The organism is Azospirillum tabaci (assembly GCF_014596085.1).
GTDB classification, from domain to species: domain Bacteria; phylum Pseudomonadota; class Alphaproteobacteria; order Azospirillales; family Azospirillaceae; genus Azospirillum; species Azospirillum tabaci.
In genome coordinates, this window is record NZ_JACCJY010000020.1 from 70,341 (window position 1) to 85,695 (window position 15,355).

Annotated in this window: 13 protein-coding genes; 7 read left to right on the forward strand and 6 right to left on the reverse strand. The window is 68.9% G+C overall.

Features of this window, described 5'->3' with window-relative positions:
• Positions 1-202 precede the first annotated feature (202 nt).
• On the reverse strand, positions 203-1,120 hold the full coding sequence (locus tag H0B54_RS18325; protein ID WP_188261522.1) for a LysR substrate-binding domain-containing protein: 918 nt from the start codon (positions 1,118-1,120) through the stop codon (positions 203-205).
• Between the two features lie 108 nt (positions 1,121-1,228).
• Here H0B54_RS18325 and H0B54_RS18330 point away from each other — a divergent pair, with 108 nt between their 5' ends.
• The 3 genes from H0B54_RS18330 (at position 1,229) to H0B54_RS18340 (ending at position 4,833) form a co-directional block, all read left to right on the forward strand.
• The gene (locus H0B54_RS18330; RefSeq protein WP_188261523.1) at positions 1,229-2,431 is read left to right on the forward strand and encodes an acyl-CoA dehydrogenase; all 1,203 of its coding nucleotides are present in this window, start codon (positions 1,229-1,231) and stop codon (positions 2,429-2,431) included.
• 185 nt (positions 2,432-2,616) lie between these two features.
• Positions 2,617-3,819 (forward strand): CaiB/BaiF CoA transferase family protein, encoded by a 1,203-nt coding sequence (locus H0B54_RS18335; RefSeq protein WP_188261524.1) that lies wholly within the window; start codon positions 2,617-2,619, stop codon positions 3,817-3,819.
• Between the two features lie 87 nt (positions 3,820-3,906).
• A complete protein-coding gene (locus H0B54_RS18340) occupies positions 3,907-4,833 on the forward strand; it encodes a DMT family transporter (RefSeq protein ID WP_109072371.1) in 927 nt (308 codons plus the stop codon).
• 10 nt (positions 4,834-4,843) lie between these two features.
• Here H0B54_RS18340 and H0B54_RS18345 read toward each other — a convergent pair whose 3' ends face one another.
• From H0B54_RS18345 to H0B54_RS18355, 3 genes are read right to left on the reverse strand one after another with little or no spacing between them, the layout of a single operon-like run.
• Positions 4,844-5,224, reverse strand: coding sequence for a hypothetical protein (locus H0B54_RS18345; RefSeq protein WP_188261525.1), 381 nt, complete (start codon positions 5,222-5,224; stop codon positions 4,844-4,846).
• 19 nt (positions 5,225-5,243) lie between these two features.
• Complete coding sequence (locus tag H0B54_RS18350; RefSeq protein ID WP_188261526.1) at positions 5,244-6,554, reverse strand: hypothetical protein; 1,311 nt, start codon at positions 6,552-6,554, stop codon at positions 5,244-5,246.
• A 2-nt stretch (positions 6,555-6,556) separates the two neighbouring features.
• A complete protein-coding gene (locus tag H0B54_RS18355; RefSeq protein WP_188261527.1) occupies positions 6,557-7,660 on the reverse strand; it encodes a hypothetical protein in 1,104 nt (367 codons plus the stop codon).
• Between the two features lie 186 nt (positions 7,661-7,846).
• Between H0B54_RS18355 and H0B54_RS18360 the strand changes: the two genes are divergently transcribed.
• Positions 7,847-9,862 carry an AsmA family protein gene (locus H0B54_RS18360; protein WP_188261528.1) on the forward strand — a complete coding sequence of 672 codons (2,016 nt, stop codon included), beginning with the start codon at positions 7,847-7,849 and terminating at the stop codon, positions 9,860-9,862.
• A gap of 35 nt (positions 9,863-9,897) precedes the next feature.
• Positions 9,898-11,679, forward strand: a complete 1,782-nt coding sequence (locus H0B54_RS18365) for an SLC13 family permease (RefSeq protein WP_094306913.1) — start codon at positions 9,898-9,900, stop codon at positions 11,677-11,679.
• Positions 11,680-11,722: 43 nt separating this feature from the next.
• Here the strand turns inward: H0B54_RS18365 and H0B54_RS18370 are convergent, their stop codons facing one another.
• Together H0B54_RS18370 and H0B54_RS18375 are read right to left on the reverse strand one after the other, a co-directional pair.
• Positions 11,723-12,547 carry an aldo/keto reductase gene (locus tag H0B54_RS18370; protein WP_188261529.1) on the reverse strand — a complete coding sequence of 275 codons (825 nt, stop codon included), beginning with the start codon at positions 12,545-12,547 and terminating at the stop codon, positions 11,723-11,725.
• Positions 12,548-12,587: 40 nt separating this feature from the next.
• Positions 12,588-13,781 (reverse strand): MFS transporter, encoded by a 1,194-nt coding sequence (locus tag H0B54_RS18375; RefSeq protein ID WP_188261530.1) that lies wholly within the window; start codon positions 13,779-13,781, stop codon positions 12,588-12,590.
• Positions 13,782-13,910: 129 nt separating this feature from the next.
• On the opposite strand from H0B54_RS18375, the gene H0B54_RS18380 reads away from it, so the two are divergent.
• Together H0B54_RS18380 and H0B54_RS18385 are read left to right on the forward strand one after the other, a co-directional pair.
• Positions 13,911-14,810 (forward strand): LysR family transcriptional regulator, encoded by a 900-nt coding sequence (locus tag H0B54_RS18380; RefSeq protein WP_094306937.1) that lies wholly within the window; start codon positions 13,911-13,913, stop codon positions 14,808-14,810.
• A gap of 57 nt (positions 14,811-14,867) precedes the next feature.
• Positions 14,868-15,332 carry a MarR family winged helix-turn-helix transcriptional regulator gene (locus tag H0B54_RS18385; RefSeq protein WP_188261531.1) on the forward strand — a complete coding sequence of 155 codons (465 nt, stop codon included), beginning with the start codon at positions 14,868-14,870 and terminating at the stop codon, positions 15,330-15,332.
• Positions 15,333-15,355 lie beyond the last annotated feature (23 nt).

The window sequence follows — 15,355 nt, forward strand, 5'->3', positions numbered from 1 at the left end:
TATACCCGTTTAATAAATTCGACAAGCCCGATGCTCGCGTTGTGATCAATTCAACGGTTCGGCATCGGTCTGGCGAAATTTTGTGCATCTGCGAAGGCCGTGCACGCGGTTTGAACGGGAGTTTGCTCCTTCCTTGACCGCTTGAAAACCCAGACTTTGGGAGGTTCAGGGTCCGGACGGGCGATTTTTCCCGAGTCGCCGGTCACGCGCCGGGAATGGGCGGAACAAAAGGAACGATCCGCTCCACGAGGCCGGTGAATTTTTTCACCAGTGGCGAACTTTCGTTGCTCCGTTGAGCCAATTGCAGGGTGGTGACGGCGTCCGGCGTGTCGAGCGGCCGGTACACCACCCCCTCCAACGCCACCTGCCGAAGCTGGCCGGGCAGAATCGACACGCCCAGCCCGGCGGCGATCAGCCCGATGATGGTGAAGGCCTCGCGTGCGTCCTGGGTCACGTTGGGACGGAATCCGGCGGCGGCGCACAGCGCGAAGACCTGCTCGTGCGTGCTGGTGCCGAAATCGGCGGGGTAGAAGACGAAGGGCTCGTCGCGCAATGCAGCCAGCGGCACGACCTCCCGCCCGGCCAGCGGATGGTCGGCGCGCATCACCGCCAGCAGCGGCTCCCGCACCACGTCGTGGAAGCGGAAGGACTCGGGATCGGGGACGAAGCGCGGCTCGCGGATGAAGCCGACGTCGAGGCGGCGGTCGGCCAGCGCCGTCAACTGCTGCTTGGACGGCAGCTCGACCAGGGTCAGATGCACGTCGGGATGGGCGCGGCGGTAGGCGTCGATGATCCACGGCACCATCGGCAGGAAGGGAGCCGCCGCGGTGAAGCCGACGCGCAGCTCGCCGACCTCGCCCTTGGCGGCGCGGCGGGTCAGCACGGCGGCGCGCTCCGCCCGCGCCAGGATCTCCCGCGCCTCGCCCAGCAGGAGCTGGCCCGGCTCGGTCAGTTCCACCCGGCGCTTGGTGCGCTCGAACAGGCGGGCGCCCAGCTCGGCCTCCAGCGCCTGGATCGACTGGCTGAGCGGCGGCTGCCCGATGCCCAGCCGGGCGGCGGCGCGGCTGAAATGCAGCTCTTCGGCGACGGCAACGAAATGGCGGAGATGGCGCAGGTCCATGCCAGTGTCTTATATGAGGATCATATTAAAGTCCCCTGATAAATGTATTTGAACCATGAAAGCGACCGCGCCATGTTGTGGCGCATCGGACCTAGGGAGATTTCAAACATGGCCGCCAAGACCGGAGCCGCCTCCGCCAAGCTCGCTTCCTTCGCCTGGGAGGACCCGCTGCTCCTCGACGAGCAGCTGACCGAGGACGAGCGGATGATCCGCGACGCCGCGCGCAGCTATTGCCAGGACAAGCTGCTGCCGCGCGTGACCGAGGCCAACCGGCACGAGATCTTCCACCGCGAGATCATGAACGAGATGGGCGAGCTGGGCTTCCTCGGCTCGACGATCGACGGCTACGGCTGCGCCGGGGTCAACTATGTCTCCTACGGTCTGGTCGCCCGCGAGGTCGAGCGGGTGGACAGCGGCTACCGCTCCGCCATGTCGGTGCAGTCCTCGCTGGTCATGCACCCGATCTACGCCTACGGCAGCGAGGCCCAGCGCGAGAAGTACCTGCCGAAGCTCGCCACCGGCGAGTGGATCGGCTGCTTCGGCCTGACCGAGCCGGACGCCGGTTCCGACCCCGCCGGCATGAAGACCCGCGCGAAGAAAGTCGCGGACGGCTACATCGTCAGCGGCGCGAAGATGTGGATCACCAACTCGCCGGTCGCCGACGTCTTTGTCGTCTGGGCGAAGAACGACGAGGGCAAGATCAACGGCTTTGTGCTCGAGAAGGGCATGAAGGGCCTGTCGGCGCCGAAGATCGAGGGCAAGTTCTCGCTCCGCGCCTCGGCCACCGGCGAGATCGTCATGGACGAGGTGTTCGTGCCGGAGGAGAACCGCCTGCCGAACATCGAGGGCATCGTCGGCCCGTTCGGCTGCCTGAACCGCGCCCGCTACGGCATTGCCTGGGGCGCCATGGGCGCCGCGGAGTTCTGCTTCCACGCCGCCCGCCAGTACCAGATCGACCGCAAGCAGTTCGGCCGTCCGCTGGCCGCGAACCAGATCCCGCAGCTCAAGCTCGCCAACATGCAGACGGAGATTGCGCTCGGCCTCCAGGCCGCGCTGCAGGTCGGGCGTCTGCTCGACGCCGGCAAGGCGGCGCCGGAGATGATCTCGCTCATCAAGCGCAACAACTGCGGCAAGGCCCTGGAGATCGCCCGCGTCGCCCGTGACATGCACGGCGGCAACGGCATCGCCGACGAGTTCCACGTCATCCGCCACGTGATGAATCTGGAGGCGGTGAACACCTACGAGGGCACGCACGACATCCATGCCCTGATCCTGGGCCGCGCCATCACCGGCATCCAGGCCTTCGCGTGAGGTGATGTTGTCCCTCTCCCGCCTCGGGAGAGGGAAGGGGCCCACGCCCCCCGGCGTGGGAAGGGTGAGGGTGCCGCCAAGGATCAGCGCGACGATCCTCGTCCGACCCTCACCCGCCCGCTGACGCGGGCACCCTCTCCCGGGACGGGAGAGGGAATGAGGCGCTTTTCCATAAGGACCCCACCATGCCCGGCCCGCTTTCCCATGTCCGTGTCCTGGAACTCTCCCGCGTGCTCGCCGGGCCGTGGGCGGCGCAGACGCTGGCCGATCTCGGCGCCGACGTCATCAAGGTCGAACGGCCCGGCGCCGGCGACGACACGCGCGCCTGGGGTCCTCCCTGGGCCGGGGAGGAGTCGGCCTATTTCCTCTCCACCAACCGCGGCAAGCGGTCGATCACCATCGACTTCGAGCGCCCGGAAGGCCAGGAGCTGGTGCGCAAGCTGGCCGCCCAGGCCGACGTCGTCATCGAGAACTTCAAGGTCGGCGGGTTGGTCAAGTACGGGCTGGACTATGACAGCCTGAAGGCGATCAACCCCGGCCTCGTCTACTGCTCGATCACCGGATTCGGGCAGGACGGCCCCTACGCCAAGCGCGCCGGCTACGATTTCATGATCCAGGGCATGGGGGGGCTGATGAGCATCACCGGCCAGCCGGACGCCGAGGCGGGCGGCGGGCCGGTCAAGGTCGGCGTCGCGGTCACCGACGTCTTCACCGGGCTCTACGCCACCATCGGCGTGCTCGGCGCGCTGGCCCACCGCGACCGGACGGGGGAAGGGCAGTGGGTGAATCTCGCCCTGCTCGACGTGCAGGTGGCGGTGCTGGCGAACCAGGCCATGAACTATCTGGTCGGCGGCAAGGCGCCGCAGCGGCTGGGCAACGCGCACCCGAACATCGTGCCTTATCAAGCCTTCGCCACGCTGGACGGCCACATCATTCTGGCGGTCGGCAACGACGGGCAGTTCGCCAAGTTCTGTCAGGTCGCCGGGCGTCCGGAACTGGCGCAGGACCCGCGCTACGCCACCAACCCGGCCCGCGTCGCCAACCGCAAGGAGCTGGTGCCGATCCTGGAACTGCTGCTGGAGCAGCGGACCAGCCGCGACTGGCTGTCGGCGCTGGAGGCGGTGGGCGTGCCCTGCGGGCCGATCAACGACGTGTCGCAGGTCTTCGCCGACCCCCACGTCCAGGCCCGCCACATCCACCAGGACCTGCCGCACCCGACCGCCGGGACGGTGCCGACGGTGGCGAGCCCGATCCGCTACTCCGCGACCCCCATCAAGCATACGGTGGCGCCGCCGACGCTCGGCCAGCACACCGATGCCGTGCTGGAGGAGACTTTGGGCCTATGCGCGGCGGACATCGCGGCCCTGCGGGAGAAGGGCGTGGTCTGAACCGCGCGCACCCGTCATTTTGCCGCCCCTTTCCCATCCCTCCTTCCGCGCTGCTTGCGGGGGGAGGGATTTTTTGCGTGAACCGAGATGACTCCCGTCACCACCCCGTCCTCCGCCGCCACCGACACCCGCCTGGGCATCCTGCTGATGCTGCTGGGCATGTCGCTGTTCACCGTCAACGACGCGCTCGGCAAATGGCTGGTCGCCGACTATCCGGTGGCGATGCTGCTGGCCATCCGCAGCCTGTTCGGCGCGATGCTGCTGGCGCCGCTGATCCTGCGCGAGGGGGTGCGCTCGGTCTTCGCGGTGAAGCGGCTGCCGTTGCATCTTCTGCGCGTCGGCTGCGTGGCGGGGGAGGTCGCGTGCTTCTATTGGGCGGTGCGGTCGCTGCCGCTCGCCAACGTCATGACCATCTACATGGCCGCCCCGCTGATCGTCACCGCCCTGTCGGTGCCGCTGCTCGGCGAGAAGGTGGGATGGCGCCGCTGGGCCGCGGTGGTCGTCGGCTTCGCGGGGGTGGTGATCGTGCTGAACCCCACGGGCCAGTTCGACGCGGTGCCGTCGCTGGTCGCCCTGTTCGGCACGTTAGTCTTCTCCACCGGCCTGATCTCCACCCGGCTGCTGCGCGATTCGAGCAACCTGTCGCTGGTCAGCTTCCAGACCTTCGGCACCGGCCTGCTCGGCGGGGCGGCGCTGCCGCTGGTCTGGGTGCCGCCGCCGGGGCTGGACTTCCTGCTGCTGGGCGCGCTGGGCGTCACGGCGCTGGCGGGGCACGCGGCGATGAACCGCTCGCTCCAGCTCAGCCCGGCGGCGGTCGTGGTGCCGTTCCAGTATGTGTCGATCATCTGGGCGGTGGTGCTGGACCTGCTGGTCTGGGGCACGGCACCAACCCTGCGCATCATCGTGGGCGCGCTGCTCATCATCGGCAGCGGTCTGTTCGTCTTCCACCGCGAGCAGGCGCTGAACCGCGGCGCTGCGGCGGAGGCCAACGCCAGCGGCGGCCCCGGCGCGTAGAAAAGGGCGCCTAGAAAGGGAAGAAGCGCGGCTCCAGCCGGACGGCGACGGGCTCCACCGGGGTCCAGCCGAGGCGGGCGATCACCGCGTTCGACTCCACCGCGCGGCGGCCCGGCCCCAGCGACCAAGTGACGTGAAAGGTCCCGCCGCCCGGCCGGCCGGTCGTCCCGGCGATGGCGACCACGAGGGCCTGCACGCCGTCCCCGTCATCCGCCAGGCCGACAACGGTCCCCTCACGCTCCGTGGGCAGCGGATGCCGTGCCCCGACGCCGTGGGCCAGCGTGACGTGATGGGCGACGGCGCGGGCGTAGCGCGCCGGGAACAGCGCCAGCAGACGGGCGCGCTCCGCCTCCGGCAGCGCCCAGCCGACATAGCCTGCGCGACGCGTCATGCGATCTCCCCGGCGTCCCTCAGTGGCGGTCACCTCTCAGGATGTCGTCCATGACTTGGTTCGCCTCCGCCGGTCCGGCAATCAGCTCGATCATGCGGATGGCGGTGTAGCCGGTCCGCGCGTCGCCGATGCCATCGGCCAGCGACTGCCGCGCCGTGCCGGTCAGGGAGGCGGTGGCCTGCTGGGTCACGCTCTTCAACTCGCCGCGCAGGCCCAGCGTGTCGGCGATGGTCGAGCATTTGCGCAGGGCGCGGGCCTGATTCTCGGCCTGAACCATCCGCGCGGTGTCGGCACCGGGAGCCAGGGTCTCCACCGCGGAGAGGATTTCGGCGTCCGCCCCGTCGAGCACTTGGGTGCGCACCAGCTCGTGCACGGAGTTCCGGATGATCTTCAGCCGCTGGTCGAAGTCCTTGTTGCGGCTGTGCTCCATGGCGTTGCGCGTGGCCTCCAGGCTGGCCACCAGATCGACCGCGAGGTTCGCGGCGGCCATGCGGTCCACCGTGCCGCCGGCGGCAGAGGCGACGCTACGCGACCGCTCCTCGATCTGCGCCACCACCGTGCCGCTGAGATCCAGGAACAGGGCGGCGCGATCGCTGGACTTCTGGCCCAGATCCATGTCCCACAGGCTGCCGAGCAGGATCGACGGGTCGGACAGGCGGACCGCGGCCAGCAGGATGAACAGCTTCAGCGCCTCGGGCCGCCCACGCGCGACCTGCCGCCCGATGGCCTGGATGCCGTCCAGATGATCCTTGTGCAGCTTCTGGATCGGCTTGGGCGACAGGACGGCCTTCAGCTCGGCCACCGGCTGGGCGATGGTCAGGATGCGGGCGATGTCCTCGATGGTGCGGACGCGGTCGGGGTTCAGCCGCAGCCCCAGATCGTCGGCGAAGCGCCCGGTTTCCGTCTGCTCAAGGATGTCGGCCACGGCGGCGGCGGCCATGGACCAGAAGGCGCGGGCCGGCTCCGCCCGCGACGCCCCGTCGCCCAGCGCGCCGGCGACGCCGCGCAGCCGCTCCTTGCCGATGTGGGCCTCCACCAGCGGCCACAGGGCGTTGACCACCCCGCGGTCCACCTTGTTCAAAGGCGCGGGCTGATCGCCGCCGGGAAGCTGGAACATGTCCTCGAACGGTTCACAGAACAGCCGCTTGAAGGTCGCGCGCCGCTTGGGCCGCACCTCCGCCAGACGCGGGCGGATCAGCGAGAAGGTGTGCTGCACCTCGGGATGGTCCCCGATCTGCTGCAGCAAATCGACCACCTGCCGGAAGCGGGCCTCGTCGATGTCCAGAAGCTTGGTGCCGAGGCTGAGGAGGGCCTTGGGGTCCGTGGTCATGGTCAGGCCGCCTTCCCCTTGATCGCCTCGATCCGCATCACGAGGTCCATGTCGAGCTGGCCGCTGCGCCAGTCCACATAGGCGCGCACCGTGCGGCGGTTCGCGGCCAGCAGCCCGTCGGCCAGCAGCGCGTGATCGGACTTCTCCTCGTCCTTGGGCAGCAGGGGCAGGACGCGGAACAGCTCGTGCACGGCCATGTCCTGCTCGTGCTTGCTCCGGGTCTGGGCCTCCGCCCAGCTCGTGATGATGAAGTCCCAGCCGTCGAGCAGCCAGGACAGCCGGGTGGTCGACTTCCGCACCAGCGTGCGCTTGGTGTCCCACTGGCGCAGCAGCAGTTCGAAGGCGGCGACCGACTGGTCGAGCTGGTTCACCACGTTGCGGACCTGATTGAGCGTGTGCTCCGCCACCTCGGCGCAGAAGGTGCCGATGGGGGCGGCCTCCGACACGTTGCCGTTCACCCAGTCGGTCATGCTGTCGCGGAACTGCAGCAGGTCGCGCGCCAGACGGCGCAGCCGCGCCGGTCTGGGTGAGGTGGCGATGCCCACCGGTTCCATGAAGGTCGCCAGCTCCGCCACCCGCGCGTAAAGCTCGGTCGGTTCCAGGGCAAGGCTCTGCGCGGCCTTGGTCATGTAGCTGCGGGTCAGGTGCTCCCCCTTCTCGGAGCCGAGCCCGGCGCGCAGGATGTCCGTGGATTCGAGCCCGACCGCCTTCAGCACCTCGACGATGAGCTGGTAATTGATGAGCAGCCGCTGTTCGTCCTCGTCGCGCAGAGCGGCCTCCGCCGCCTCCACGGCCAGCGGACCGGCGAGGCCGCAGCGTGCCGCCTGGAGCACCGCCTTGCGGATGTCGTCCGGGGAGCAGCCGTCTCCCTTGCGGATCAGGTCCTGCAACATGCGGTCGTGGACCGTCATCGGGAAGGCGAGCGGCAACCCCTTCCACGGCACCACATAGACGCCGTGCCCATCCGAGAGGTTGGGAATCAGAACCTCCAGCTTATCCCGGTCATCCTTGCGCACCCGCGTCTGCGCCAGCACCGGGGTGGTGAAGGCCACGGCGGCGCCGCGCTCCTCGAAGGTGGAGGGAGCAAAATTCGTAAGTGAACGCATGGTTCTCGGGTCGGGAGGAAAGTGGAAATCGGCACGGTACCACCCGTAGCATGATTCTTTCAATTTTTCGTTAAATCCGCGCAAGATCCGCCTCTCTTCTGCCCTTTGGAGGTAAGGCGTCACGCTGCCGGTCTTTTGCCCGTTATTTAGCCAGAGGGTGCGGAGCAAGCAGGGGGGGCGCGGCGGATGGCCGTGGTGAAATGGATCGGTTATGGCCTTTTGGGGCTGGTGGTGACCGTGGCGGCGGGCGTCGGCATCGCCTTGGCCGTCTTCGACTGGAACGACGCCCGCGGCTTCATCGCCCGGCAGGCGTCCAAGGCGCTGAACCGCGAGGTCGCCATTGACGGCGATCTCAACGTTCAGTTGGGCGATCCGCTGCGCATCCGTGTCGAAGGCTTGCGCGTCGCCAACGCCGACTGGAGCGACGACAGGACGATGGCGGAACTGCGGGTGCTGGACCTCCAGCTTCGCGTTTGGCCGCTGCTGCGCGGTGACTTCGAGTTTCCGGAAATCCGCCTTACCGGTCCCAAGCTGCTTCTGGAGAAGAACCGGGAGGGCGCGGCCAACTGGGCCTTCGGGCCGGACCCGCGCAAGGAGGCGGCGAAGGAGACGGTCAAGCCGGAAGACCGCAACGACCTGCCGATCATCGAGACGCTCGTGGTCGAGGAGGGGCGCCTGCGCTTCCGCGACCCGATCCGCAAGATCGACATCGACAGCGGCGTCAACACCGCGGTCGGCGGCAACGGCGACCAGGAGGTCCGGCTCGAAGGCAAGGGAGACTTCGCCGGAAAGCCCTTCACCCTGACGGCGGCGGGCGGTTCGCTGGAGTATCTGCGCGACGATCCCAAACCCTATCCCCTGCGGGTCGAGACCGCCATCGGCAAAACCCGCGGCAAGATCGAGGGCTCCATCGCCGAACCGGTGCTGCTCCAGGGCGTCGACCTGTCGGTGGACCTGCGCGGCGACGATCTGGCCGACGTCTTTCCGATCCTGGGCATTCCCGTGCCGACGACGCGGCCCTACGCCATCTCCGGCCATCTCGGCCGCGAGGGCGACGTCTGGCGGTTCGAGGGAATGAACGGCAAGGTGGGGGAAAGCGACCTGTCCGGGCAGGTGGCGGTGGATCTGGGCGGCGAGCGCCCGCGGATCACCGGTGACCTGACCTCGCGGAAGCTGGCAGCGGTCGATCTGGCGGGCTTCATCGGCGCCTCGCCGGAAGGCCGCGGCGACTACCCGACCAAGGGGCGGGAGCGGATCATCCCGGCCACCGAGGTTCCGCTGGAGAAGCTGCGCACCGCCGACATGGACGTGAAGTTCCGCGGCGAGCATGTGGAGGCGCCCTTCTCCACGCTGGACGATCTCGACGCGCGGGCCAAGCTGGAGAACGGGCGGCTGGTGCTCGACCCGCTGTCGCTCGGCGTCGGCGGCGGTCGGGTGGCCGGCACGGCGGTGCTGGACGGTGGCCGCAAGACCCCGGCGCTGGACGTGAATCTGGATATCCGGCAGATCAAGCTGGCCCGCCTGTTCCGCGAGACGGCTTTCGCGCAGGAGATGGGCGGCACGGCCAGCGGGCGCATCCAGCTGAAGGGGCAGGGGACCACCGTCGCCAACATCCTGGGCGCCTCCGACGGCAAGCTGGGCGTCGCGGTGGACGGCGGGCGGATCACCAGCTACGCGGTCAAGGGACTGAAGACCAACATCCTGGAAACGCTGGGCGTGGTGCTGTCCGGCGACCGGCCCTTGCCCTTCAACTGCCTGGTCGCCGACGTGACGGTGAAGAACGGGCTGGTGGAAAGCCGCGCGCTGGTGCTCGACACGCCGGAAACGCTGGTGACGGCGGAAGGCACGATCAACCTGCGCAGCGAGGCGGTGGACATGACCGTGCTGGGGCGGGCCAAGAGCCCCCAGATCTTCGCCACCCATGTCCCTGTCCATGTGCGCGGCACGCTGGGATCCCCGGACATCGGCGTGAACGCGACGGAGTCGGCGGCCCGTGGTGCCGCCGCGGTGGCCCTGGGCGTCCTGCTGACGCCGCTGGCCAGCGTCCTGCCTTTTCTTGACCCAGGCAGTGACGAGCAGCCACACTGCGGCGAACTCGTCCGGAACGCCCGTTCCCCGTCGAACTCCAACACCGGCTCCAGCGGGACCGGCAAGGGGCGCGACGCGGCTCCCTCGGGCTCCCAATCCGGCAAATCCCAATAACGACGCACCAACAATCCCCCAAAAAAAAGGGCTGCATGACGCTCGACCAGGGACTCGCCTTCGGCATCATCGGCGCGGTGATCGCGCTGCTGATCTGGGACAAGCTGCGTTACGATCTCGTCGCCATGCTGGCGCTGCTGGCGGCGGTGGCCGTCGGGATCGTCAAACCAAAGGACGCTTTCAACGGCTTCTCCGACGACATCGTCATCATCGTCGGCTCCGCGTTGGTCGTCAGTGCGGCGGTCGGCCGCTCCGGCATCGTCGAGGAGGTGATGCGCCCCCTCAGCGCCCGCATGAAGACCGTGCCGGCGCAGATCATCGTGCTGACCGGGGCGGTGACGCTGCTGTCCGCGGTGGTCAAGAACATCGGGGCGCTCGCCATCTTCATGCCCATCGCCATGCAGGTGGCGCGGCGCAACGGGACGAATGTGTCGGCGCTGCTGATGCCCATGGCCTTCGGCTCGTTGCTGGGCGGCCTGATGACGCTGGTCGGCACCTCCCCCAACATCATCGTCAGCCGCGTGCGCAGCGAGATGGTGGGCGAACCTTTCGGCATGTTCGACTTCACGCCGGTCGGGCTGATCGTCGCGGTGGCGGGGGTGGCCTTCCTGACGGTCGGCTACCGCCTTTTGCCCACCGGTCGTCAGGCGGCCTCGGGCAGCGCGGGGGGCTTCTCCATCGACGACTACACGGCGGAGGCGCTGCTGCCGGAGAAGTCGCCCTTCGTCGGCAAGACGGTCGCCGACCTGGAAGCCTATGGCGAGGGCGACGTGACGGTCGCGGCGATCATCCGCGAGCGGCATCGCCGCTACATCCCGTCCGGCCATTGGGTGCTGCTGCCGGGCGACGTGCTGGTGCTGGAGGCCGATACCCAGGCGCTGGGCGACCTCGTGAAGCACGCCGGCCTGGAGCTGATGCACGAGAAGGAGCTGGAAGGGGTGCAGAGCGACGAGGATCTGGCGGTCCTCGAGGCGGTGGTGGAGCCGCGCTCCCCCCTGATCGGCAGCAACGTGGAGGATGTGGAACTGCGGGAGCGCTACGGCGCCAACCTGCTGGCCCTCAGCCGGCGTGGGCGGCCGATCCGTCAGCGGCTGCGCCGCGTCCGTTTCCAGCCGGGCGATCTGGTGGTGCTTCAGGCGCGGGCGGCGGGGCTGTCGGACACGCTGAACGAACTCGGTTGCCTGCCGCTGGCGGAGCGCAATCTGTCCATCGGGCGGCGGCGCAAGCGGCGGATCGCGCTGGCCGTGATGGCGGTGACCATCGGGCTCGTGGCGACGAGCCTCGTGCCGGTGACGCTGGCCTTCTTCGGCGCCGCGGTCGCCATGACGGCGCTGCGGGTGGTCACGCTGAAGGAAGCCTATGAATCGATCGAGTGGCCGATCCTGGTGCTGCTGGGCGCCCTGATCCCGGTCAGCGAGGCGCTGCGCACCACCGGCGGGACGGAACTGATCGCCGGCTGGCTGTCCGTCGCCGCGCAGGGTCTGCCGCCCGTCGGGGCGCTGGCCCTGATGCTGGTGGCGGCGATGGCGGTGACGCCCTTCCTGAACAACGCGGCCACCGTGCTGGTGATGGCCCCCATCGCGGCCAGCCTCGCCAACCATCTGGGCTTGCGGCCCGACGCCTTCCTGATGGCGGTGGCGGTGGGGGCGGGTTGCGATTTCCTCACCCCCATCGGTCACCAGTGCAACACGCTGGTCATGGGGCCGGGCGGTTACCGCTTCAGCGATTACGCACGTCTCGGCCTTCCGCTGTCGCTGATCGTCATCGTGCTGGGCACGACGGCGATCGCGCTGTTCTGGCCCCTGATGTCGCATTAGAAGCCCTCTCCCGGGTCGGGAGAGGGCTTCTTGTTCGGTCTCCTCAGTCCCAGACGGGCGCCAGACCGTCCGGGCTGACGATCCGTCCGTCGGGGCGGGCGAGGCCGTGGATGGCCGCCATGTCCGCCTCCGACAGCGCAAAATCGAAGACGGCGAGGTTCTCGGCGGCGCGCTTCTCGCCGACCGTCTTCGACAGGGCGATCACCCCCTCCTGCTGGACCAGCCAGCGCAGGACCACCTGGGCGGGGCTCCGGCCCAGCCGGGCGGCGATGTCGGTCAGCACCGGGTCCTTGAAGACCTTGCCGTCGGCCATCGCGTAATAGGCGGTGATCGACTGGCCGTGGCGGCGCGCCGCCTCCAGCATCGCCGACTGGTCGAGATAGGGGTGGTACTCGATCTGGTTGGTCACGATGGGCGCCCTGCTGAGGCGCACGGACTCGTCCAGAAGCTTGCGGTTGAAGTTGCTGACGCCGATGTGGCGGGTCTTGCCGGCGGCCTGGACGGCGTTCAGCGACTCGATCTGCTCGGCGAGCGGAACGGCCTCGTTCGGCCAGTGGAGCAGCAGCAGGTCCACGTAATCGGTCCGCAGCTTCGCCAGGCTCTCGTCCACCGAGCGGCGGAAATCGTCCGCCTTGTAGTTGCTGACCCAGACCTTGGTGGTCAGGAAGACCTCGCCGCGCGGCAGGCCGGACGCCTTGATGGCTTCGCCGACCTCGCTCTCGTTGCCGTAGATCTGGGCGGTGTCGACGTGGCGGAAGCCGAGCTTCAGGACCTCCGGCACCATGCGCAGCACGTCGGGGCCGCTCATGCGGAAGGTGCCGAAGCCGAGGGCGGGGATGGAGGCGCCGTTGGCGGTCACGTTGTGCATAGGTCTCGATCCTCTCGAAGGCGGTGTTTTTCTCAGTGCATCAGGCAGATTGCGCGATGGCGGCGCCGTGGCGCACGTCCTTGCGGTCGAGCGCGCCGCTGAGCAGCGTCAGCGCCAGCCCACCCAGGACGAACAGCCCACCCACCCACGGTGTTGCCGCGAGGCCGAGCGCGCTGTCCACCACCTGCCCGCCGAAGAAGGCGCCGGCGGCGATGCCCAGGTTGAAGGCGGCGATGTTCAGGGCCGAGGCGACGTCCACCGCGCCCGGCGCGTGGCGCTGCGCCAGCTGCACGACGTAGAGCTGGAGCCCCGGCACGTTGGCGAAGGCCAGCGCGCCCATGCCGGCAAGGGTGACCAGCGCCGGGACCGGGCTGGATGCGGTGAAGGTGAAGACGATCAGCACGATCGCCTGAAGGGCGAACAGCCAGGCGAGCGCGCGGACCGGATTGCGGTTGGCGACCTTGCCGCCCACCATGTTGCCGACCGCGATGGCGGCACCGTAGAGCACCAGGACGAGGCTGACGGTGCCGCTGGAGAAGCCGGTGATCGTCTCCAGGATCGGCGCCAGATAGGTGAAGGCGACGAAGGTCCCGCCATAGCCCAGCGCCGTGATGGCGAAGGCCAGCAGCAGGCGCGGCTTGGCCAGCACGCGGACTTGCGTGCCCAGCCCGGCGGCGGGCGGCTGGCTGAGCTTCGCCGGGACGAGCGCTGCGACGCCCAGCGCACCGATCACGCCCAGAGCGGAGACGGCCAGGAAGGTGGCGCGCCAGCCGAAATGCTGACCGATCCAGGTGCCCATCGGCACGCCGGTGACGATGGCGATGGTCAGGCCGGAGAACATCATGGCGATGGCCGAGGCGCGCTTGTCCTCGGGCACGAGGTCGGCGGCGATGGTCGCGCCGACCGAGAAGAAGACGCCGTGCGCGAAGGCGCTGAGCACGCGGGCGGCCAACAGCGTCTCGTAATTGGGGCTGACCCCGGCCAGCAGGTTGCCGGCGACGAAGAGGCCCATCAGGCCGAGCAGCAGCGGCTTGCGCCGCAGCCGGCCGGTCAGCGCGGTCAGGACCGGGGCGCCGAAGGTGACGCCCAGCGCGTAGACGCTGACCACCATGCCGGCCATCGGCAGGCTGACGTTCAGGTCGGTGGCGACGGTCGGCAGCAGGCCGACGACGACGAACTCGGTCGTCCCGATGGCGTAGGCGCTGATCGCCAGCGCCAGCAGTGCGAGTGGCATGACTGAAGGCTCCATCCATGCGAGCTGTGCAGGACGCATCAGATGAGCCAAAAAGTCAGGATGCGGAATGCCATCCGTTTTCGCATGATTGTGTCATTGAGTGACAAGATCGCTGAAAAGGGCAATGCGATGAGCGACAGCCGCGCTTGGGACATGAGGGTCTTCCTGCGCGTCGCGGCGTTGGGCAGCTTCAGCGCCGCCGGGCGCGAGGTCGGCATGACCCCGTCCTCCACCGCCAAGCTGGTGACCCGGCTGGAGGAACGGCTCGGCGTGCGGCTGGTCGAACGCTCCACCCGCCGGCTGCGCCTGACCGCGGAGGGCGAGCTGTACCGCGAGCGGGCCGAGAGCCTGCTGGGCGACCTCGACGCCATGGAGGCGGAGGTGGCGGGCGGCGCCCGGTCGCCCACCGGGACGATCCGCGTCAGCGTGTCGGTGCCCTTCGGGCGGCACTGCCTGCTGCCGCTGCTGCCCGACTTCACGCGGGCCTTTCCCGGCATCCGGCTGGACCTGACCCTGACCGACGAGGTGGTGGACCTCTACGCGGCGCGGACCGATGTGGCCTTCCGCGCCGGGCGGCTGTCCGACTCGGCGCTGCTGGCGGTGCGGCTGGGCGACGTGCGGCGGCGCATCGTGGCGTCGCCGGACTATCTGGAGCGCAACGGCCGGCCGGAGAACGCCGCCGATCTGGAGCGTCACGACTGCCTGGGCTTCAACTTCCGCCGCGCCGCCGCGGTCTGGCCGCTGAAGTCCGGCGGTCGGCTGGTCGACCGCGAGATCGACACCCGCATCGTCGCCAACAACGGCGAGACGGTGCGCCACTTGGCGCTGCTCGGCCTCGGGCTGGGGCGGCTGGCCGAATATCACATCCGCGCCGACCTCGCCGCCGGGCGGCTGGTCAGCGTCCTTGACGACGTTCTGGTCGACCGCGAGGAGATCCATGCCGTTTACACCGGGCGGGAACGGGTGCCCCACCGGGTGCGCGTCTTCCTCGATCACATGACACCGCGGATGCGCGCATGCCTGCAATGACCGAGCGGCGGGGTGGGGCGCCTTGCCGAAAATAGATAGCAAAGCTATTAAATAGGTATGCAATCGAATAACCCGTCCACCCCCGCCCCGGACTTTCCGTCCAACTTCGGCATCCACCTGTTCCGCGCCGCCCATCTGTGGCGGCGGGAAGCGAACAAGGTGCTGGCGGAGAGCGGCTTTTCCTCCTCCGTCATCTCGCCGCTGATGCTCCTGAACGAACTCGGCGATGGGATGCGCCAGCGCGAACTGGCCGAGGAGATGGGGGTGGAGGGGCCGTCGCTGGTCCGCCTGCTCGACAGCCTGGAGGCCGCGAAGCTCGTCGAACGCCGGGAGGCTCCGGACGACCGGCGGGCCAAGACGCTGCACCTGACGGACGAGGGCCGCGACCTGCTGGCCCGCGTGAACGCCGCGTTGAACGACGTGCGCCGCCGCCTGCTCCAGGGCGCCTCCGGCCCGGAGATCGCGGGCGCGGTGCGCGTCATGGCGGCGATTGAGTCAAACGCCCGAGCCATGAAGGGCTGACGGCGGTTCTACACAGCAGCGCG